The following is a 20694-nucleotide window of genomic DNA, read 5'->3' as shown; positions in this document are numbered from 1 at the left end:
GCGCGGGCACGCGCACCGCGATCACTCCCGCAAAATCGGAGACAATATTGTTGACAATCCTGTTGGCCTAGATTTAGCGTCGACAAGCACTCACTCAGGGAGGGCACGAATGCCGAAGGAAGCCAGTCCTGGTAGCGGGGAGCAGGCCAAGCAACTGGCTCTGTCCCGGCTCCGGCAGGCGATTCTGCGGGGCGAGATGGCACCGGCCCAGCGGCTGGTGGAGAACGAACTCGCCGAGCAGTTCGGTGTGACACGGGCCAGCATCCGTGCGGCGTTGATCGACCTCGCCGCAGAGGGGCTGGTGGAGCGGATCCGTAACCGCGGGTCCCGGGTGCGCGTGGTGACCGTGGAGGAGGCGGTGGCCATCACCGAGTGCCGCATGGCGCTCGAAGGGTTGTGTGCGGCCAAGGCGGCGGTCCTGGCCACCGGGGCGCAGCGCGAGGAGCTGACCGCCCTGGGCGAGGCGATGGCCAAGGCGGTGGCGGAGGGCGATCCCCTCACCTACTCCGAGCTGAACCATCAACTGCACACCTGCGTCAGGGAGTTCTCGGGTCAGCGGACCGCCGTGGAGCTCCTGGAACGCCTCAACGGGCAACTGGTGCGCCACCAGTTCCAGTTGGCCTTGCGGCCCGGTCGTCCCCAGCAGTCCCTGAGCGAGCACCTGGCCATGATCGAGGCGATCGTGGCCGGTGAACCGCAGGCGGCCGAGCGGGCCGTCCGCGCCCATCTCAGCAGTGTGATCGACGTGTTGCGCGACTGACCCGGGTATCCGGCGGGCCGGTGGCGCACCCGCAGCCAAGGAGACCCGAGCATGACCCCAGCCAACGCGCCCGCCCCCGTCCGGTCGACACTCGTCGTCACCGCGCACGCCGGAGACTTCGTGTGGCGGGCCGGGGGCGCCATCGCCCTGGCCGCCTCGCGCGGCGAGAAGGTCACCATCGCCTGCCTGACCTACGGCGAACGCGGCGAGTCGGCGCGGGCCTGGCGCGAGGGCAAGGCGCTGGACGAGATCAAGGCGATGCGCCGGGACGAGGCGGAGCGTGCCGCCGCCGTCCTGGGCGCAGAGGTGCGCTTCCTCGACGCCGGCGACTACCCCCTGCTCGTCACCCCCGAACTCACGGACCGGCTCGTCGGGATCTACCGCGAGACCCAGCCCGACGTGGTGCTCACCCACCCGCTGACGGACCCGTACAACGGCGACCACCCGGCCGCCGCCCGGATGGCGCTCGACGCCCGGGTGCTGGCCGGGGCCATCGGCTACCCGGCCCCCGGCGAGGTGCTCGGTGCCCCGCCGGTCTTCTTCTTCGAGCCCCACCAGCCGGAGATGTGCGGCTTCACCCCCGAGGTGCTGCTCGACATCACCCAGGTCTTCGACACCAAGCGCGCAGCGATGGAGTGCCTCTCGGCGCAGGCCCACCTCTGGGAGTACTACTCCGACCTCGGCAAGCGGCGCGGGGTGCAGCTCAAGCGGAACGCGGGCCCCAACCTGGGCCTGGCGTCGACCACGTACGGCGAGGCGTACATGCGCCCGTACCCGCAGGTGACGGGAGAGCTGGCATGAGCGGTGTGATCGTCACCCACCCCCCGAAGGCGTCCCTGGAGGACACCGACGCGCTGGCGCGGTACGGCGTGGCCACGGTGCACGAGGCGCTCGGCCGCACCGGCAGCCTCGGCCCGGACCTCCGTCCGGTCCAGCAAGGGGTACGGGTCGCGGGTACCGCCGTGACGGCACTCTGCCGGCCCGGCGACAACCTCATGGTCCACGCCGCGGTGGAGCAGTGCGGCGAGGGCGACATCCTCGTCGTCACCACCACCTCCCCCTGCACGGACGGCCTGTTCGGCGAGTTGTTCGCCACCGCGCTCCAACGCCGGGGCGTCCGCGGTCTGGTCACCACCACGGGGGTGCGCGACACCGCGGAACTGCGTGCGATGGGCTTCCCCGTGTGGTCGAAGGCCGTCTGCGCCCAGGGCACCGTGAAGGCGACCGGCGGATCGGTCAACGTGCCCGTCGCGATCGAGGGACGGATCGTCCGCCCCGGCGACGTCGTCCTCGCCGACGACGACGGGGTGATGTGCGTACCGCGAGAGCGGGCCGCCGAGGCGGTCGAGGCCTCCGCCGCGCGCACGGCCAAGGAGGAGGCGTCCAGGGCGGCCTTCGCCGAGGGGCAGTTGGGCCTCGACCGGTACGGCCTGCGCGGAACGCTGGAACGGCTCGGCGTGACGTACCGGTCGTACGAGGACCACCTCCGCGACGGAGCGGCCCCGTGACCGGACCCACGACCGGCCCGGTGGCCGGCCCCGAGGAGGTGCCGTGCATGCTGATGCGGGGCGGCACGTCCAAGGGGGCCTACTTCCTCGCCGGTGACCTCCCGGGCGGACCCGCCGAGCGGGACGACCTGCTGCTGCGCCTCATGGGGAGCCCCGACCCGCGCCAGATCGACGGCCTCGGCGGGGCGCATCCGCTGACCAGCAAGGTCGCCGTGGTCTCGCCCTCGGACCACCCGGACGCGGACGTGGATTACCTCTTCCTTCAAGTGTCGATCGAAGAGCCTGTGGTGAGTGACCGTCAGAACTGCGGGAACCTGTTGGCGGGTGTCGGCCCGTTCGCCGTCGAACGCGGACTGGTCCCGGCCGGAGGTGACCGTACGTCGGTCCGCATCCGGATGGTGAACACCGGGGACCTCGCCACCGACACCTTCGCCACTCCGGGCGGGCATGTCGACTACGCCGGTTCCACCGCACTCTCCGGCGTGCCGGGGACGGCGGCCCCGGTGGTGGTCGAATTCCCGCCCCGCGCAGGGACCTTACTGCCCACCGGGCGGGTCCGCGACACCGTCGCGGGCACCCCCGTCACCTGCGTGGACAACGGCATGCCCACTGTCCTGATCGCCGTCGGTGATCTCCGGGACACCGGCATCACCGGCATCACCGGCTACGAGACCCCGGCCGTGCTGGAGGAGAACACCGCATTGGCGAGCCGCCTCCAGGAGATCCGGCTCGCGGCCGGCGCTCTCATGGGGCTCGGCGACGTCTCCGCCGCGACCGTGCCCAAACTCAGCCTGCTCGCTCCACCGGTGGACGGCGGGGCGGTCACCACCCGCACCTTCATCCCGGTCCGCTGCCACACCTCCATCGGGGTGCTGGGTGCGGCGAGTGTCGCCGCCGGGCTGCTGATCCCCGGCAACGTCGGCGAACCGGTCGCCCGACTTCCCCGGGGCGCCGGCCCGGTGCGGATCGAGCACCCCACCGGCTTCCTGGACGTGACGGCCTCGGTCACCACCGGCTCCACAGGCACCACCGGCACCACAGGCACCACAGGCACCACAGGCAAGGACAGCACCATCAGCGGGGGTGGCTCGGTCCCGGTCGCCGGCCGGACCGCCGTGGTGCGCACCGCCCGCAAGATCTTCGACGGGACCGTCTTCGCCCGGCCCGCCGACCCCGCACCCCGACCCCCCGTACCCGAATCCGCACCCGCAACCCTCAGGAGGCACCGATGACTCCGCCTCTCGGCGACATCGCCCACCTCGGCCACGTCGAGCTGCTCACCCCGGACCTCGACGGCAGCCTCGACTTCTTCACCCGCATCCTCGGGCTGACGGAGAACGGCCGCTCCGGCGACTCCGTCCACCTGCGGACCTTCGACGACTACGAGCACCACAGCCTCGTCCTCACCGCCCACGAACAGCCGGGCGTACGCCGCACCGCCCTGCGCACCTCCAGCCAGGAGGCGCTGGACCGCCGCGTCGAGGCGCTCGTGGCCGCAGGGCGCCCCGGACGCTGGACCGAGGACGAGCCCGGCATCGGCCCGCTGTACGTGACCAGCGACCCGGACGGCCACGAACTCGCCCTGTACTGGGAGAGCGAGCACTACGTGGCCTCCGCCGAGCTGAAACCGGGCCTGAAGAACCAGCCGCAGGCCAAGCCCGCCCACGGGGTGGGGGTGCGTCGCCTGGACCACGTCAACTTCCTCGGCTCCGACGTCGCCGCCAACGCGGCCTTCACCCGTGACGTCCTCGGCGCCCGGCCCACCGAGCAGATCGTCCTCGACAGCGGCAGGCTCGCCGCCCAGTGGCTGACGTTCACCAACAAGTCGTACGACGTCGTCTACACGTCCGACTGGACGGGCTCCCGCGGCCGGCTGCACCACATCGCCTTCGCCACCGACACCCGCGAGGACATCCTGCGCGCGGCCGACATCTGCCTCGACCACGACGTGTTCATCGAGACCGGCCCGCACAAGCACGCCATCCAGCAGACCTTCTTCCTGTACGTCTACGAGCCCGGTGGCAACCGGATCGAGCTCTGCAACCCGCTCACCCGGCTCGTCCTCGCCCCCGACTGGCCGCTGATCACCTGGACCGAGGCCGAACGCGCCAAGGGGCAGGCGTGGGGCCTGAAGACCATCGAGTCCTTCCACACGCACGGCACCCCGCCCGTCGCCTGACGGCCCACGGGGCGAGTACGGCGTACGGCTCCGCCGGTCCGGGGCCGTACGCCGTCGATCTTCGGAGAGCTGTTGTGGCGGTCGAGTTCCTGACGGATGAGCAGGCGGCCCGCTACGGGGCGTTTTACGAGGTGGCCTTGCGGGCGGAGCTGGAGCGGTACTTCTTCCTGGACGACGCGGACCGGGAGGCGGTGCAGGCCAAGCGCCGGGCCCACAGCCGGCTCGGGTTCGCGGTCCAGCTCACGAGCGTGCGGTTCCTGGGCCGGTTCATGCCGGACCCGCGGCAGGTGCCGGCAGAGGTGGCCGAGTACCTGGCCGAGCAGCTGGAGATCGCGGACGCCTCGTGCCTGAAGCTGTACGGCGAGCGGGACGGTACGGCCCGCACACATGCCGGGGAGATCCAGGAGTCCGGGGGCTGGCGGGACTTCGCCGAAGTCCGCGAGGAGCTGGTGGTCTGGCTGGACGCACGGGCGTGGACGACCGGGGACGGGCCGAAGGCGTTGTTCGACGCGGCGGCGGGCTGGCTGCGCGAGGGGCGGGTGCTGCTGCCGGGAGCGAGCCGTCTGGCCCGGCTGGTGGGCACGGTGCGGGAGGCGGCGAACCAGCGGCTGTGGGACACGCTGTACGGGCTGCTGAACACCGGGCACCGGGCGGTGCTGGACTCGCTGCTGATCGTGCCGCCCGGCGAGCGGGTCTCGGAACTGGACCGGCTGCGGCGCGGCCCCGTGCGCGTGTCCGGGCCACAGATGAAGTGGGCGCTTCAGCGCGCCGAGGAGATCGCCGGCCTCGGCATGGGCAACCCCGATGTGTCGGCGATCCCGCCGCGGCGGCTGGCGGAGCTGTCGAGGCTCCTTGTCAAGGTCGTCGACTTCGGCGCCACCCCCGAGGGCGAGGCCGTGCTGGACGCGCTCAAGTCCCTGCCGGACCTGATGGGCCGCAAGAAGGTCGGTCCGGCCGAGATCGACACCGGCCTGCTGGCCGGCTCGTGGCGGCGCCTGGTGCTCTCGGCCCCGCACCTGGAGCCGGGCACAGTGGACTGGAAGGCGTACACGTTCTGTGTGCTGGAGCAGCTGCACCGGATGCTGCGCAGCAAGCAGGTGTTCGCGAAGAACTCCTCGAAGTTGGGCGACCCCCGGGCGAAGCTGCTGGACGGCGAGGCGGGGGAGCAGGCCCGGCCGACCGTGCTGGCCCCGCTCGGTCTGCCCGGGGAGGCCGAGCGAGCACCTGGCGGCGCGGGCCGCGTTGCGGGACGGCACGTACCGGGAGGTTGCCGGGCGGCTGCCGGACAACGCGCAGATCGTCTTCGACGACGACGGCCGGCTGCACTTTGCCGCGCTGGAGCCGGAGCCTGCGTCCCTGCTCGATCTGCGGGCGGCGGTGAACTCGATGCTGCCCCGGGTGGACTTGCCCGAGGTGCTGCTGGAGGTGTTCTCCTGGAACGGCGCTGACCAGGCGTTCACCTCGGTCACCGGTGGCGAGGCCCGCCTTCGGGACCTGCACGTCACGATCGCCGCGCTGCTGGTCGCGCACGGCTGCAACGTCGGCTACACCCCCGTGATCGGCGGGGCGGACGCGCTGAAGTACGGGCGGCTGTCCCACGTCGACCAGACGTATCTGCGGCTCGCGACCTACCGGGCCGCGAATGCCACCCTGATCGAGCACCAGGCGTCCATCGGCCTCGCGCAGGCGTGGGGCGGCGGCCTGGTCGCCTCGGTCGACGGGATGCGGTTCGTCGTCCCGGTCCCCTCGGTGTACGCGCGGCCGAACCCGAAGTACTTCGGCCGCCGGGGCGGCGCCACCTGGCTCAACATGATCAACGACCAGGCCGCCGGGCTGGGCGGGAAGGTCGTGGCCGGCACCCCGCGCGACTCCCTGTACGTGCTGGACGTCCTCTACGACCGCGACGGCGGACGGCGCCCAGAGATGATCGTCACCGACACCGCCTCGTACTCCGACATCGTCTTCGGCTTGCTCACCCTCGCGGGGTTCGCGTACGCGCCGCAGCTCGCCGACCTGCCCGACCAGAAGATGTGGCGCATCGACCGGACGGCCGACTACGGCGCCTTCCAGGACGCGGCCCGCGGCCGGGTCGACCTCGCCCGCATTGAGCGGCACTGGGAGGACATCCTGCGGATCATCGGCTCCATCCACACCGGCGCCGTCCGTGCCTACGACGTGATCCGGATGCTCTCCCGCGACGGGCGCCCGACCCCGCTCGGGGACGCGATCGCACACTACGGGCGGATCGCGAAGACCCTGCACATCCTGCGTCTGGCCGACGAGCCCGGTTACCGCCGCCAGATCAAGGTGCAGGCCAACCTCCAGGAAGGCAGGCACGCGCTCGCCCGGAAGATCTTCCACGGCCGGGCCGGGCAGCTCTACCAGGACCGCATGGAGGACCAGTTCGGCGCCCTCGGCCTCGTCCTCAACGCCCTGGTCCTCTTCAACACCCGGTACATGGACGCCGCCCTCGCCCAGCTCCGCGCCGACGGCTTCGATGTCCGGGACGAGGACGTCGCGCGACTTTCGCCGTTCGTGAGGCACCACGTCAACATGCTCGGCCGGTACTCCTTCCAGCTTCCCGAGCTGCCCGGTGGCTTACGGCCCCTGCGCGACAAGAACGCGGCTGACGGCAAGTAGACACCGGCAAGGAGCTGCGGTCGGCCGAGGTGCTTCGGCAGTGCGAGGGCTTCAGGCCCCTTCCTCCGATGCGCGGGCGGTACTGCCGACCGGGGTAAGGCAGCGGCGCACGAGTGCGAGGGTGCGCTGCGTGACCGTATCGAGGGGGGTGCCGTTCTCGACGGCGGCCAGGGCGGTGTGCAGCATTCCGGCGATCAGGTCGGCCGTGAGCGCGGGCTCAGGAGCGCCGAGTTCCCGGACGGCGGCGCGGAACGGTTCGACCTGTTCCAGGTGGAGTTCCATCAGCCGCTGCTGGCAGGCCGGGGGAAGGCCGGCGTTCATGAGGGCGACGGCGGGCCGGTGTGCGCCTTCGGCGCCCAGGCGGAGGCTTTCCGCGAAGAACGCCTCGACGCGTTCCAGTGGGCCGTTCGCGGTGGCCATGGCGCGGGTGAGTGCCTCGTTGGAGCGCCGGAAGGCCTCCTCCGTGATGGTGGCCAGGAGGGCGGCGGAGGAGTCGAAGTACTGGTAGACGCTGGAGCGGGCCAGGCCCGCGCGGGCGCCGACCGCCGCCGGTGTGACGGCGGCGGCGCCCTCGTCGACCAGGATGTCGATCGCCGCCCCGATCAGCGCTTCCCGTTGCTGGGCACGGTGCTCGGCGACGGTGGAGGCGTTGATCTTCGGCATGCGGGGCGGGCTCCTGAAGGGGTGGACGGGGCCGGGAATGCGGTACCGGCCCGCGGCCGCCGGTCAGGACAGGCGGCCGTCGACCATCTCGTACACCCGGTCGGCAGCGTCCATTATCGCCGTGTCGTGGGTGACCATGACCGTGGCCGTGCCGCGTTCATGGGTCTGCTCGGCGATCAGCCGCACCGCCTCGGCCGAACGCACACGGTCCAGTGCCGAGGTGGGTTCGTCCACCAGAAGGACGGCGGGGGAGGTCATCAGGGCGCGGGCCAGGCCCGCGCGCTGGCGCTCGCCGCCCGACAGCTGGTGCGGACGGGAGCCGGCACGGTGGGTCAGTCCGACAGCTTCGATGAGTTCGTCGGCGCGGGTCCGGGCAGTGGTGTCGAGGCGTCCGTCGATGTGGAGGGGCAGCAGGAGCTGTTCCCTGACGGTGAGGGAGGCCAGCAGGTTCGACTGCTGGAAGACGAAGCCGATGTGGCGAAGTCGGGTGGCGGTGCGTTCCTTGTCCGAAAGGACGGTCAGCTCGGTGCCGGCGATGTGCACGGTGCCCGAGGTGGGCCGCTGGAGGCCGCCGGCGACGGCGAGGAGGCTGGACTTGCCGGACCCGGAGGGGCCGACGACGGCGACGAACTCACCGGGGGCGACGGTCAGGCCGACGCCGTCGAGGGCGGTGACAGCGGTATCGCCGTCGCCGAGGGTGAGGGTGACGTCGTTCAGGCGCAGCCCGCCGGGCTGGTCGGTGGCGGCGGCCTGGTGGCCGGTGGCGGGTGTGGTCATCGGGTGGCTCCCAGAGCGGTCAGGGGGTCGACGGCGGTGATGCGGCGTACGGCGACGACGGCGCCCACGGTGCCCAGGACGATGAGGAGGCCGGAGGAGGTGGCGATGGCCGGGGCGGACAGCGAGAAGGGGGCCTTGCCGATCATCGCGCTGCCCAGGGCCAGGCCGACGGCGGTGCCGAGGGCCGTGGCGCCGACGAGGACGGCGACGACCTGGGCAAGCGCGTCGCGCAGGATGTACCGGGTGGGGGCGCCCAGCGCCTTCATCAGGGCGATCTCCGGCTTGCGCTGGACGGTCCAGACGGTGAAGAACGCGCCGACGACCAGGGCGGAGATGACGTACAGGAAGCCCTTGATCAGGGCCATGGTGCTCGACTCGGCCTCGTAGCCGGGGGACGCGTTGAACGTGGCCTCCTTGGTCTCGGCGAGGGTCCCAGTTGCCTTTTCCACCGTGGCGATGTCGGCGCCCGGCTTCAGGGTCAGGGCGACGGCGGTGGCCTGCCGGCTCGCGGCCTCGGGCAGGTCGCCGGGCAGGCCGTAGTGCAGGTGCCGCCACGTGTCGAGGTCGGCGTAGGCGACGCCGATGTGGCCGTAGGAGATGGTCTCGTCGACCAGCCCCACGACCTTCAGCTGCCCCCCGCTCTTGTCCACGGTCAGCACATCGCCGACCTTCACGCCCAGGTCGGCGATCTCCCGGGTGATCACGATGCCCGCACTGCCCTCCTTCAGGCCCTCACCGTCGCTGGGACGGGGTGCCAGGGGGGAGTCCGGTGCCATGCCGAAGACGGCGAGGTTGACCTGCTCGCCCTTCTTGGCGCCCTGGGTCACCTGGGCGTTGGCCAGGGTGTTCCCGAACGGCTCCGCGCGCTCCACCCCCGGAGCCTTGGACCACGCCTGCCAGTCCTCCTGCTCCACGGCTGAGCGGGAGAACTGCTCGCTGGTCGCCTTCTCGTCGAAGGCCATGTGGGTCACGGGCAGCGCGCGCAGCCCGGATATGCCGGCATCCGCCAGTCCGGAGGCAAGCCCGGACAGCAGGACCCCGAGTACGGCGATGAGCGCGACCACCGCACCCATCAGGGCGAAGCGACCGCGGGCGAAGCGCAGATCGCGTAGGGCAAGGAACACGGAGTTCTCCGAGGGAAAGGGAAATGAGGGCATGACAGGCTGGCCACATCGCCTCTTTGCCTAGAGTTGACGACGTAGGTGTCGGCATCTTATCGGGCGTTGCCGACACGACCGTCGGTATGTTGTGTCGCGTGCGCCACCCGCTCCCTCCCCGCCAGGCCGCCCTGCGCGGGTGCGACCAGGCTTCGCCTGGGGTCTGCACCGGGTCCGCTGGTCGGTCGCGAGTCCTGGTCACCGAGCTGCTGATCACGCCGGAGCGTGTTGAGGAAACCGCCGTCACGGCCCGTGAACCAGCAGACCGCCGTGATGTTCACGCCGAGGATCTCCTCTGCCCGGCCCGAGGTCTCGTAGAGCATCCGCCACAGGGTCTTCTCCCTCAGGTGGACCTCGCGGCGGGCGATCAGCCGGTCGACGGCCATCTTCGAGCGGGCAGGGGTCTCGGAGTCCGGCACAGCCAGTCGCTTCGCCCAGGCCGGGACCGTCGGGCCCTCGTATCCGCGCTCGGAGCACCAGCTCGTCCACGACAGCACGGCGCCGCGGCGAGCGTTCCAGGTGTTCACCGCCGAGCGGCCCCACAGCAGTTCCAGCGCCTCGCCGGTCTCGACGTCCTCCACCGGGGCGAGTGGCCGGCCCTCGCCGAGGCGCTCGGCGGTCTTCCCGACGGCGATGCCGTAGTTCCGGACGGTGTTCGGGTTGCCGAGCGAGTCGAGGAACAGGTCGGCCGCCGTCCGGACGGTCAACGCCTTCCCGGTCGGCAGCTGGACGAGCGTGCCACAGATGACAGGGCCGCTTCATGCGGCCACCGGAGAACGTCACCGCAGGTGACGGATCAGGCTACCGCAGAAATGGGGGTGTTATCCGGGGGATGACTTGAGACCGGTCCCGCCGCCGACGCGCCGTCAGCTGCCCACCAGCGGCGACGGAGGCTTGGCGCACGAACTGACACCGATGTTCCTCAGACCCCTACTCACCCATGCCCTCGACCGGCCCCCCCAGGACCGTGCCCCGGCGCGCGCCCCAGGGGCCTCTGCGGCCTCCCTGGTCCCTGCGATCCGGCCGTGGCCCGATTGATCCTGAGATTGTTGACAAAAACGTTGACACTCGTCGGGCGCGTTCCTACCGTCTTGCCATCCGGGTCGCCGCGAGTCGCACCGACCCACTTCCCCCGCCCAGCTCCGGAGGCTCTCGCCTCTCCGGACGAGAGGAACAACGATGTCCTCCTCCACCGCCCTGTCGCCACGCGGCAGGAAACTCGCGTTGCTGGTCGTCGGCCTGTGCTGGCTGGTCGTGCTCTTCGACGGCCTCGACATGTTCGTCTACGGCGCCGTGCTGCCCCACATGCTGGAGCACCACGCCCTCGGCCTGGAGCCCTCCCAGGCGGGTGACCTCGGCAGCTACGCCACCTTCGGGATGCTGATCGGCGCCCTGTCGGCCGGCACGATCACCGACTGGGCCGGCCGCAAGAAGCTGATCATCGTCTGCACGGCGGTCTTCTCGCTGGCCTCCGCCCTCTGCGCGGTGGCCGGCTCCGTCGAGGTCTTCGGGCTCGGACGCTTCGTCGCCGGAGTGGGACTCGGCGGTCTGCTGCCGGTCACCATCACGCTGGTCTCCGAGTACGCCCCGCGCGGCCGGGGAGCCATCATCGTCGGCACCCTGATGACCGCCCACCAGGCCGGCGGCATCGTCTCCGGCTTCATCGGCCTGTGGACCGGCGGCGAGAACGGCTGGCGGACCGCGTACTGGATCTGCGTGGTCCCGCTCTTCGTCGGCGTACCGCTGGTCTGGAAGTTCCTGCCGGAGTCGATGAGCTTCCTGCTGGCGAAGGGCCGCACCGAGGAGGCCGCGGAGCTGGCCCGACGGTTCGACGTGGACGTCCCCGCCGCCGGAAGCGCCCGCCCGGCCGCCGGTGAGCGCTGGGACGCGGTGGTCGCCCTCTTCCGCGGCAACCTCTGGCGCCGCACGCTGCTCTACTGGCTGACCTCCTTCGGCGGCCTGCTCCTCGTCTACGGCGTCAGCAACTGGCTGCCCACCATGATGCGCGGCGCCGGTTACGAACTCGGCTCCTCCCTCTCGTTCGTGGTCATCATCAACGCCGGTGGCATCGTCGGCATGCTGGTCGCCGGCCGCTTCTCCGACCGCTTCGGCGCGCTCCGCGTCGCCGCCCTCTGGTTCGCGCTGACCGCGGTCGGCGTCTACCTCCTCGGCATCCACATGGCGCTGCCCCTCACCTACGTCGTGGTCTTCCTGACCGGCCTGTTCCTCTTCAGCGCCCAGGCCATGGTCTACGCGGCCGTCGCGGGCGACTCCACCGACGACAACCGCGCCACCGCCGTCGGCTGGACCAGTGGTATGGGCCGCTTCGGCGCCGTGTTCGGCCCGTGGCTGGGCGGGCAGCTGGTCGCGAACGGGAACGAGGACTGGGGCTTCACCGCCTTCGCCGTCACCGCGGTCTTCGCCACGGTGATGCTCTGCCTGACCGGCCTGCGCCCCGCGCAGGACACCGGCGGCGCCGGCACCGCCCGGCCGCTCTCCGTGACGAGCTGACACCACCGGACGCGGCAGTGCGGCGGGTCCGGGTCAGGAACGCGTGATCCGGACCCGGTACCCGCCCTCCGTGTCCCCGTCGAGCACGGAGACCCGGATGCCGTTGGTCCGGTCGGTGAAGGTCTCGCCCGGCTGGAACGGCGCGTCGGAGAGTTCGGCGTGCACATTGGGGCGACGGGTGCAGCCGCCGCTGTCACCGGTGCTGTCCGCGACGGCGATCGGCCCCCGGCCCGTCTCCACGCCCGAGTCGACCTGGTAGATCAGCACCCCCGGCCGGCAGACGGCCTCGTCGTTCCCGGCGGCGGTGCGCACCTCGACGACGTACCCGGAGTCCTCGCCCAGCGGGACGACCGCGAGCTTGGTGCCTCCGCCGGTCTCCAGCGGTTCGAGGGTGTGCTCGCTGGTGCCGGGCTCCGACGCGCAGGTGATCTGCCCGTTGTCGAGCCAGCCGAGCTTCCACTTGTGCCAGCCGAGGAAGTCGTTGTTGGCCCCCCAGTCCTCGGACATGATGTCCCAGTGCCCGACCGAGCCGCCGCCCTCCGCGGTGTAGAGGTCGGGCAGGCCGAAGACATGGCCGTTCTCGTGCGGCAGCACCCGGTAGCCGGTCTTGGCGTAGGAGCCCGAACCGTCGTCCTGGCGGCTGTAGACGAACGAGGTGTTGGCCAGCGGTACGCCGTCGGCGCGCGGCGCCCCGTCGTTGTCGGGGAAGGTCACGGAGAGCACGGTGTCGAGGGCCGAGGGGCCCGCGTTCGGTGTGACCAGCACGTTGACCAGGTCGTACGCGGAGAAGTCCACCCGCGAGTCGGCGGCCCGGACGATGTCGGAAACCAGCTGCCGGTACCCCGGTTCGTACGGTGAGCCGCGGTCTATCCCGTACTCCGCGAAGGGCATCGGCATCCGCAGCCAGCCCTTCACCGGCGCCTCCGGCACATAGACCAGACGGCCGTACGAACTCCGGTGGAACCAGTCCGAGGTCTGCGGGAAGAACTCCGCCATCCGGTCCGCGGCGCTCCCGCTGCCCTGCGCGTCCGGGAAGTCGATCATGAGGTTCAGGGCTCGTACCCTGCCGGTGGAGCGGGCGTATCCCGGTGGCGTCGGCATGCCTTCCGACATCTGGACGCCCAGCGCGGCGGATATCCGGCACGGGCCGAGCGCGGACTCGTGACTGAGGGATACCGGACCGGCCGACGCCCGGTTCGCGTCGGGAAGCGCGGTGCTCGCGGTGGCCAGCGCGGCGATGACCAGCGCGGTCGCCCCCGCGAGAGCGAGCGGGCGGCGACAGCTGCGTATCCCTCGGCGAGGGTGCTGCATGGGGCGCGCCTCCGGGGTACGCGGCAGCCGGCGGACCCGGACTGCGCTCTGGCGTCAGCCTCGGTCCGCTCGCCCCGGCCCGCTCGTTGGGTAAGCCGATCGGAGGGTTTTCCCGGCTTGGGCTCCCGGGGCGCCTCGCTGTGTCGCAGGTCACATGTGCGAGTGAAATAACCGGGGACCCCTTCCCCGTTTGAACCTGTGTCCTCACGAAGTGGGGACGCGGTCCCCGGTACCTCCGGGGGACTGCCCGTACTCGTACACGGAGAGGTCCACATCGTGGAGACCGTCGCTCGAGCCGCACCGGGCTGCCGGCGCCGTACGTCCCGCCCGCGGGCCGACGCGCTGCGCAACCGCGAACGGATCGTCGCGGCCGCCCGGGAGCTGTTCGTCGAGCTGGGGTCCGACGTGCCACTCGACGACGTCGCCCGGCGGGCCGGTGTCGGCAACGCCACGCTCTACCGGAACTTCCCCGACCGCGCCGCGCTGATCCATGAGGTCGTCCTGGCGGTCCTGTCACGCACCGCCGACCGGGCCGAGGAGGCCATGGCCGAGGAGAGCGACCCGTTCGACGCGCTCAGCCGCTTCGTGCACGCTGCCGCAGACGAACGGGTCGGGGCCCTGTGCCCCCTGCTCTCCGGGGCGTTCGACCAGGACCACCCCGAGCTGCTCGCCGAACGCCGCCACCTCGAAGAGGCCGTCGAGGAAGTCGTACGGCGTGCCATGATTTCCGGGAGCTTGCGCACCGACATCGCCGTCGGTGACCTGATGATCGCCCTCTCCCAGCTCACCCGGCCCCTTCCCGGCATCGCGTGCCTGGAGATCGACCACTTCGTCCACCGCCATCTGCAGTTGTTCCTGGACGGACTGCGCACTCCGGCCCGATCCCAACTCCCCGGCACGGCGGCGACCCTGGAGGATCTGCGGCGGCGCTGATGCCGCCCGCACTCTCCGGCCGCTGACCCGGACCCGCTGCTGTCAGAAGCTCTCCCCCTCATCGTCTTTTCTTTCTTTTTCCTCCTGCTTCACCCCGTATTTTCCTGTATTTACCGGAATTTCTCATTCCTCCTGTATTCCCCCTGTATCCCCTTTACTTCCCACGGGACCGGCAACGTCGCCGGTGAACGGGACCGGGCCGCACGGCCCGCGCCCCGGGGGAGTGCGCCCGCTCGCGCGGCGCCGCTCCCGCCCCGTGCCTGCCCGCCGCACCGGGCGACCGTCCGTCCGCCCCGCGTCCCGTGGCGCCCGTCCCGACAGCCGTCCCGAAACGATTCTTCTTCTTCACCCGTGTACGGGTGCGTTCTCGCGCGCCCACCACGTCCCACGCGTGCACCGCACGAACCCTTCGCGATCGACGTCCCGCCGATCCCGCGCATGTCCTTAGGTGGCTACTCCCATGTCAGAAACCCTGTCGAAGAACGCCGGCGTCCCGGCTCCCGACCCCGGGCGCTGGAAGGCACTGGCCTTCATCGCCCTCGCCCAGCTGATGGTCGTGCTCGACGCGACCATCGTGAACATCGCGCTGCCCAAGGCCCAGTTGGACCTCGGCATCTCCGACGCCAACAAGCAGTGGGTCATCACGGCCTACGCCCTCGCCTTCGGCGGGCTGCTGCTCTTCGGCGGCCGGATCTCCGACCTGTTCGGCCGCAAGCGCACCTTCGTCATAGGCCTGATCGGCTTCGCGCTGGCCTCCGCTCTCGGTGGCGCGGCCGGCAACCAGGCGATGATGTTCGGCTCCCGCGCCCTCCAGGGCGTCTTCGGTGCCCTCCTCGCGCCCGCCGCCCTCTCGCTGCTCGCCGTGACGTTCACCGACGCCAAGGAGCGCGCCAAGGCGTTCGGCATCTTCGGTGCCATCGCCGGTGGTGGCGGCGCGGTCGGCCTGCTGCTCGGCGGGTTCCTCACCGACTCGCTCAACTGGCGCTGGACCTTCTTCGTCAACATCCCGTTCGCGATCATCGCGGCGGTCGGCGCGTACTTCTTCGTCCACGAGCGTGCCGGTACGCGCAACAACTCCTCGCTCGACATCCCGGGCGTGCTGCTCTCCACCATCGGCCTGGTCTCGCTCGTCTACGGCTTCACCCGCGCCGAGTCGGCCGGCTGGTCGGACTCGTTGACCATCGGTTCCTTCGTCGCCGCCGTCGTGCTGCTCGCCGCCTTCATCCTGGTCGAGTCCCGCGTGAAGTCGCCGCTGCTGCCGCTCCGCGTGCTCGCCGACCGCAACCGCGGCGGCATCTACGCCTCGCTGGGTCTCGCCGTCATCGGCATGTTCGGCCTCTTCCTCTTCCTCACCTACTACCTCCAGGTGGTCAAGGGGTACAGCTCGCTCTCGACCGGCTTCGCCTTCCTGCCGATGGTCGCGGGCATGATCACGGGCTCCACCCAGATCGGCGCCCGCCTGATGACCCGTGTGCCGCCGCGCCTGCTGATGGGGCCGGGCTTCCTGCTCGCCGCGGTCGGCATGCTGCTGCTGACGCGGCTGGAGATCGACTCCTCGTACGCCTCCGTCATCCTGCCGGGCATGGTCCTGCTCGGCCTCGGCATGGGCACCGCGTTCATGCCGGCCATGTCCATGGCCACCCACGGCATCGAGCCGCGTGACGCGGGCGTCGCCTCCGCGATGGTCAACACCTCGCAGCAGGTCGGCGGCGCCATCGGTACCGCGCTGCTGAACACCATCGCCGCCAGCGCCACCACCGCGTTCATCGCCGACCACGCGGCGGGCGCCACCGACCCGAAGCTGCTCCAGCTCCAGGCCATGGTGAACGGTTTCACCAGTGCGATCTGGTGGGCCGTCGGCATCCTCGTGGTCGCTTCCGCCATCGCGTTCCTCGCGATCAACGCCGGCAAGCCCAACACCGGTCCGACGGCCCAGGGCGGCGGCACGCGTGACGCCGAGGAGGACGAGCTCAGGGTGCCGGTGATCGCGCACTGATCAGCCGTACCTCTGCTCTACCTCTGCCCCGGTTCCGCCGCTTCCTCCGGCGGGGCCGGGGCAGCTCCATGCCCGCTCCCGCGCCGCCTGCGGACCGGCCGCCTCCGTCGCTTCCGGCCCGCTCGGGTCAGCGGAGCCAGGGCAGGTCCGCGTCCGCGTGGTCGGGCTGGAGTCCCTCCGCCAGCGTCCGCATGATCTCGCCGAGCCGGGCCACCTGCTCGGGCGTGAGCCGGTCGAACATCGCCTGGCGGACGGCGGCGACGTGGCCGGGCGCCGAGCGCCGCAGCATCTCGCGCCCCTCCTCGGTGAGGACCGCGTTCTGGCCGCGCCTGTCGGTCGGGCAGTCCTCGCGGCGGACCCAGCCGTTCTTCTCCAGCCGGGTGATGGCGTGCGAGAGCCGGGAGCGGGTGATCTTGGCGTCCTTCGCCAGCTCGGTCATCCTCAGCTGCCCACCGGGCGACTGGGAGAGCTGGACGAGCAGCCCGTAATAGAGGTGCGACATGCCCGCGTCCCGCTGCAACTGGCGGTCGAGATGGTCTTCCAGCAGCGTGGTCGTCTGGAGGTAGGCGCGCCAGACGTCCTGTTCTCCGTCGGTGAGCCACCGTGTGCCGGTCGTGGGTGCCGTGGTCATGAGTCCACTGTACGACCTTTCCTTGAAAGTTGAACTAGATGGGGTTACGCTCGCCGGATAGGAACTTGAACATTCAAGAAGCTGTCGCACGGGAGGGTTCTCGCCACTCCGGAGCAGGTCCACCGGACAGAACCGTGAACCGTCACCCGTCGCAGCGGATGGGGAGCGTCATGACCGACACCGCCGAGCGCATGCCCGCTCTCTACCTCTCCCACGGAGCCCCACCACTCGCCGACGACCCGGTCTGGACCGGTGAGCTGGCCGCCTGGTCCGCCCAGCTGCCCCGCCCGCGCGCGATCCTGGTCGTCTCCGCCCACTGGGAGGAGGCCCCCCTCGCGATCGGCGCCACCACCACGGTCCCCCTCGTCTACGACTTCTGGGGATTTCCCGAGCACTACTACCAGGTGCGGTACGCCGCCCCGGGCGCCCCGAAGCTGGCCGAGGACGTCCGCAAACTGCTGCGCGCCGCCGGCACCCCGGTCCAGGACATCCCGGAGCGCGGCCTCGACCACGGTGCGTACGTCCCGCTGGTGGAGATGTTCCCCGGCGCCGACATCCCGGTCCTCCAGATCTCCATGCCCACCCTCGACCCGCGGAAGCTGATGGACATCGGGCGCAAGCTCGCCCCGCTGCGGGACGAGGGCGTTCTGATCGTCGGCAGTGGCTTCTTCACCCACAACCTCGCCGCGCTCCGCCACACCGGGGGCGGCGTCCCGGGCTGGTCGGCGGAGTTCGACGACTGGGGGCACCGGGCCCTGCAAGCACAGGACGTGGACGCGCTGCTCGACTTCGAGCGCAAGTCCCCGGCCGGCCGCCTCGCCCACCCCCGTACCGAGCACTTCGCGCCACTCTTCGTGACGCTGGGCGCCTCCGAGGGCGAGCTCGACCGGGGGCGCAGCGTGATCGACGGTTTCTGGCTGGGACTGGCGAAACGCTCGGTCCAGTTCGGCTGAGCGCCCCGCCATGGGCCGGCGCTCAGGGGCCGAGCGGCTTCTCGAACCAGCTCACGTCCCAGTACCGCCCGAACTTCCGCCCCACCTCGGTGTACGTGCCGAGCGGGCGGAAGCCGAAGGCCGCGTGGAGACGCCCGGACGGCTCGTTCGGCTGGGCGATGCCCGCGTAGGCGCGGTGCAGGTCCTCACCGGCCAGCGCCTCGAAGAGCGCCGTGTACAGCAGCGTCCCGATGCCCCGGCCCGTGGCGTCCGGGGCGCAGTAGACGCTGACCTCCACCGAGGTCCCGTACGCCGCCTTGGGGCGGAACGCGCTGCTGGTGGCGTATCCCAGCACCCTGCCGCCGCCCGCCGGCGACCCGCCGCCGTCGACCCCCGCCCTACCGGTGTCCTCGGCCACGAGCAAGCGGTGCGGGCCGCGGTCCGGGTGGGCGAGCAGCCAGGGCAGGCGCTCCTCGGGGGTGAAGGACGTCACGTCGAATGTGAGCGCGGTCTCACGGACGTAATGGTTGTAAATGTCCGTGAGGGCCCCCAGGTCACCCTCCGTACCTGGTCTGACCTGCGTGTCCGTGGGTATGCGTGACACCTGTCCTCCTGTCGGCGGCCGACAGGGTACTGCATGATCGCGAAACTGTAGCCGGTGCTGGGGAATTCTGTCCGGATTCCAGTCGTTGTTTCCATCGGATGCAGGGCACCCGAAAGGGTGTCGCGACCTACTCAGCAAGGGAGCACGCATGGCAACCCGTGCCGTCGCCCGTCGTTCGTCACCCACCGGTGGGACCGACCGGGCCCGCAGTGTTCGCGGTGGAAGCGGGGAGATCGCCGACCGCGACCTGGTCGGCATGTACCTCGACGAGATCGCGCGAACGCCTCTGCTCGACGCCGCCAAGGAAGTCGAGCTGTCGCAGGCCATCGAGGCGGGTGTCTATGCCCGCAAGATCCTCGACGGCGAGGTCGAGAGCGATGCCGGTGGGGCGAAGCCCGAGGAGCTGGAAGCGCTGTTCGCCGAGAGCGAGCGCGCCAAGGACGTCTTCATCCGCTCCAACCTCCGTCTCGTCGTCGCCGTGGCCCGTCGCTACCCGCGCGCGGGTCTGCCGCTGCTCGACCTGATCCAGGAGGGGAACGCCGGCCTGGTGCGCGCGGTCGAGAAGTTCGACTACGCCAAGGGCTTCAAGTTCTCCACCTACGCCACCTGGTGGATCCGCCAGGCCATCACCCGTTCGATAGCGGACCAGTCCCGCACGATCCGCCTCCCCGTCCACCTGGTGGAGGAGCTGGGCCGCATCCGCCGGGTCCAGCGCGAGTTCAACCGCGAGCACGGGCGCGACCCGGAGCACGCGGAGATCGCCGCGGAGCTGGACTCCAACGCCGAGCGGGTGGGCAACGTCCTGGACTGGGCCCGCGACCCGGTCAGCCTCAACATGCCGGTCGACGACAACGGCGACACGCAATTCGGCGACCTGCTGGAGGACACCTCCGCCGTCTCGCCCGAGCAGTCGGTGATGTCACTGCTGCGCAGCGAGGAGCTGGAGGAGCTGATCGGCAAGCTCGACAACCGCACCGCCTCCATCATCCGGATGCGGTACGGCATCGAGGACGGCCGTGAGCGGACGCTGACCGAAGTGGGCAAGGAACACGGTCTGACCCGCGAGCGGATCCGCCAGATCGAGAAGCACGCGTTGGTCGAATTGAAGCGAATGGCGCGCGACACGGGCTTTGACGCTGCGGCGTGAGCCAATAACCCGTAATCTCCCCATCAAGCCGGTTCGCACCGGCCCGACGACCGGTGCTCGCACCGGTCCCCTGAACCGAGTCCCGGCGCCCACCCCCCCCGGCGTCGGGGCTCGCTCATGTCCGGGGCGGGCGGGGTCCCGGTGCCCCACCCGGAAGGCGTCGCCCCGCAGGGACCGGAGAGGGCCGTCCGGCGGGTTCAGCAGATGCGGGTGCGGTGTTCCATCGCGTCGCGTGCCGTCTGCTCGTCGGTGTAGACCTCGCACATGTGACGGCCGTCCTCGGTCGCCGTGTGCTCGACCTCCCAGAGGCTGGTCTCGGTGCCGTCGAGCAGCAGGAACGCGTGCTCGTAGAGCGTGAACCCGGCGTCGTGGTCTCCCACCCGGAACTGCCGGCCGAAGATCTGGGTGATGTGGTGGGCGAAGGCCGACTGCAGCAGCCGGGCCGTGGACCTGCCCGGCCGGTCCGGGTTCTCCGCGCGGCGCAACACCCGGCGGGCGTGGTCGGCGCTGTTGTCCGGGGCGTACATCCGGGGGTGCGGCCGAGCGGGAGCCGCCATCAGCGCGTTCAAGGCGTCCATGTCGGTGACCGGCACCTCCTCGGCGAACGCCGGGGCGTCCGAGGGTGCGCCGGTGACCCGCACGGCGGCGACGTGCGCGTCCGCCTCGTCGTCGTACAGCTCGTGCTCCCGGGCGGTGGGTGCGTCCCGGCCGCCGCCGTGCACCAGCTCCCAGAGGCTGAGCGCGCTGCCGTCGGTGAGCAGATAGGTGTGGCGGTACGTCTCGCGGTGCACCTCCGCGCTGTGGTGGGAGGAGTGCAGGGTGCTGCTGTGCGCGAGAGCCGTGCCGAGCCGCTCGACCGTGCTGTCGGGCAGGTCGAAGGAGTTGAGAGCCTGTCGCAGGAGTCGGTCGAGGTGCTGCTCGGTTGTCTCGTACGGATCGCTCAAG

Annotated in this window: 17 protein-coding genes and 2 pseudogenes; 11 read left to right on the top strand and 8 right to left on the bottom strand. The window is 71.0% G+C overall.

Going from position 1 to position 20694, the window contains the following annotated elements:
- The first annotated feature begins 109 nt into the window (after window positions 1-109).
- The 6 genes and pseudogenes from ACFYPN_RS09935 to ACFYPN_RS09910 all read left to right on the top strand — a co-directional run bounded on the left by ACFYPN_RS09935 (window position 110) and on the right by ACFYPN_RS09910 (window position 7087).
- Window positions 110-760, top strand: coding sequence for a GntR family transcriptional regulator (locus ACFYPN_RS09935; protein WP_389297582.1), 651 nt, complete (start codon window positions 110-112; stop codon window positions 758-760).
- A gap of 51 nt (window positions 761-811) precedes the next feature.
- Window positions 812-1561, top strand: a complete 750-nt coding sequence (locus tag ACFYPN_RS09930; protein ID WP_389297580.1) for a PIG-L deacetylase family protein — start codon at window positions 812-814, stop codon at window positions 1559-1561.
- A complete protein-coding gene (locus ACFYPN_RS09925) occupies window positions 1558-2268 on the top strand; it encodes a 4-carboxy-4-hydroxy-2-oxoadipate aldolase/oxaloacetate decarboxylase (RefSeq protein ID WP_358758404.1) in 711 nt (236 codons plus the stop codon). Before ACFYPN_RS09930 ends, ACFYPN_RS09925 begins: the two co-directional genes overlap by 4 nt.
- 47 nt (window positions 2269-2315) lie before the next feature.
- Window positions 2316-3500, top strand: a complete 1185-nt coding sequence (locus tag ACFYPN_RS09920) for a 4-oxalomesaconate tautomerase (RefSeq protein WP_358758567.1) — start codon at window positions 2316-2318, stop codon at window positions 3498-3500.
- Window positions 3497-4447 (top strand): catechol 2,3-dioxygenase, encoded by a 951-nt coding sequence (locus ACFYPN_RS09915; protein WP_358758406.1) that lies wholly within the window; start codon window positions 3497-3499, stop codon window positions 4445-4447. The genes ACFYPN_RS09920 and ACFYPN_RS09915 overlap by 4 nt, the downstream gene beginning before the upstream one ends.
- 74 nt (window positions 4448-4521) lie before the next feature.
- Window positions 4522-7087: pseudogene (locus ACFYPN_RS09910) on the top strand (Tn3 family transposase).
- A 51-nt stretch (window positions 7088-7138) separates the two neighbouring features.
- Here the strand turns inward: ACFYPN_RS09910 and ACFYPN_RS09905 are convergent.
- The 4 genes and pseudogenes from ACFYPN_RS09905 to ACFYPN_RS09890 all read right to left on the bottom strand — a co-directional run.
- Window positions 7139-7750 (bottom strand): TetR/AcrR family transcriptional regulator, encoded by a 612-nt coding sequence (locus tag ACFYPN_RS09905; RefSeq protein ID WP_389297578.1) that lies wholly within the window; start codon window positions 7748-7750, stop codon window positions 7139-7141.
- A gap of 63 nt (window positions 7751-7813) precedes the next feature.
- Window positions 7814-8527, bottom strand: coding sequence for an ABC transporter ATP-binding protein (locus tag ACFYPN_RS09900; protein WP_389297576.1), 714 nt, complete (start codon window positions 8525-8527; stop codon window positions 7814-7816).
- The gene (locus ACFYPN_RS09895) at window positions 8524-9651 is read right to left on the bottom strand and encodes an ABC transporter permease (protein ID WP_358758411.1); all 1128 of its coding nucleotides are present in this window, start codon (window positions 9649-9651) and stop codon (window positions 8524-8526) included. The genes ACFYPN_RS09900 and ACFYPN_RS09895 overlap by 4 nt, the downstream gene beginning before the upstream one ends.
- Before the next feature lie 305 nt (window positions 9652-9956).
- Window positions 9957-10430: pseudogene (locus ACFYPN_RS09890) on the bottom strand (site-specific integrase); the annotation flags it as partial.
- Window positions 10431-10863: 433 nt separating this feature from the next.
- Between ACFYPN_RS09890 and ACFYPN_RS09885 the strand changes: the two are divergent.
- Window positions 10864-12195 carry an aromatic acid/H+ symport family MFS transporter gene (locus ACFYPN_RS09885; RefSeq protein WP_358758412.1) on the top strand — a complete coding sequence of 444 codons (1332 nt, stop codon included), beginning with the start codon at window positions 10864-10866 and terminating at the stop codon, window positions 12193-12195.
- A gap of 33 nt (window positions 12196-12228) precedes the next feature.
- On the opposite strand, the gene ACFYPN_RS09880 is transcribed toward ACFYPN_RS09885, so the two are convergent.
- Window positions 12229-13506, bottom strand: coding sequence for a M6 family metalloprotease domain-containing protein (locus tag ACFYPN_RS09880; RefSeq protein WP_358758414.1), 1278 nt, complete (start codon window positions 13504-13506; stop codon window positions 12229-12231).
- A 276-nt stretch (window positions 13507-13782) separates the two neighbouring features.
- Here ACFYPN_RS09880 and ACFYPN_RS09875 point away from each other — a divergent pair, with 276 nt between their 5' ends.
- Together ACFYPN_RS09875 and ACFYPN_RS09870 are read left to right on the top strand one after the other, a co-directional pair.
- Window positions 13783-14439: a TetR/AcrR family transcriptional regulator gene (locus tag ACFYPN_RS09875; RefSeq protein WP_358758415.1), complete on the top strand. Its 657-nt coding sequence runs from the start codon at window positions 13783-13785 to the stop codon at window positions 14437-14439.
- Between the two features lie 460 nt (window positions 14440-14899).
- Window positions 14900-16435 carry an MFS transporter gene (locus ACFYPN_RS09870; RefSeq protein WP_358758417.1) on the top strand — a complete coding sequence of 512 codons (1536 nt, stop codon included), beginning with the start codon at window positions 14900-14902 and terminating at the stop codon, window positions 16433-16435.
- A 127-nt stretch (window positions 16436-16562) separates the two neighbouring features.
- On the opposite strand, the gene ACFYPN_RS09865 is transcribed toward ACFYPN_RS09870, so the two are convergent.
- Window positions 16563-17066, bottom strand: a complete 504-nt coding sequence (locus ACFYPN_RS09865; RefSeq protein WP_358758419.1) for a MarR family transcriptional regulator — start codon at window positions 17064-17066, stop codon at window positions 16563-16565.
- A 170-nt stretch (window positions 17067-17236) separates the two neighbouring features.
- Here ACFYPN_RS09865 and ACFYPN_RS09860 point away from each other — a divergent pair, with 170 nt between their 5' ends.
- Complete coding sequence (locus ACFYPN_RS09860; protein WP_358758421.1) at window positions 17237-18019, top strand: class III extradiol ring-cleavage dioxygenase; 783 nt, start codon at window positions 17237-17239, stop codon at window positions 18017-18019.
- A 22-nt stretch (window positions 18020-18041) separates the two neighbouring features.
- Here the strand turns inward: ACFYPN_RS09860 and ACFYPN_RS09855 are convergent, their stop codons facing one another.
- On the bottom strand, window positions 18042-18602 hold the full coding sequence (locus ACFYPN_RS09855) for a GNAT family N-acetyltransferase (protein ID WP_389297573.1): 561 nt from the start codon (window positions 18600-18602) through the stop codon (window positions 18042-18044).
- 148 nt (window positions 18603-18750) lie between these two features.
- On the opposite strand from ACFYPN_RS09855, the gene ACFYPN_RS09850 reads away from it, so the two are divergent.
- Window positions 18751-19749 (top strand): sigma-70 family RNA polymerase sigma factor, encoded by a 999-nt coding sequence (locus tag ACFYPN_RS09850; protein WP_358758423.1) that lies wholly within the window; start codon window positions 18751-18753, stop codon window positions 19747-19749.
- Between the two features lie 197 nt (window positions 19750-19946).
- Here the strand turns inward: ACFYPN_RS09850 and ACFYPN_RS09845 are convergent, their stop codons facing one another.
- A complete protein-coding gene (locus tag ACFYPN_RS09845) occupies window positions 19947-20693 on the bottom strand; it encodes a DUF6227 family protein (RefSeq protein WP_389297571.1) in 747 nt (248 codons plus the stop codon).
- Window position 20694: the final 1 nt, after the last annotated feature.

This window comes from Streptomyces sp. NPDC005576 (genome assembly GCF_042871745.1).
Classification (GTDB): domain Bacteria; phylum Actinomycetota; class Actinomycetes; order Streptomycetales; family Streptomycetaceae; genus Streptomyces.
This window is presented reverse-complemented; position numbering and strand designations above follow the sequence as displayed.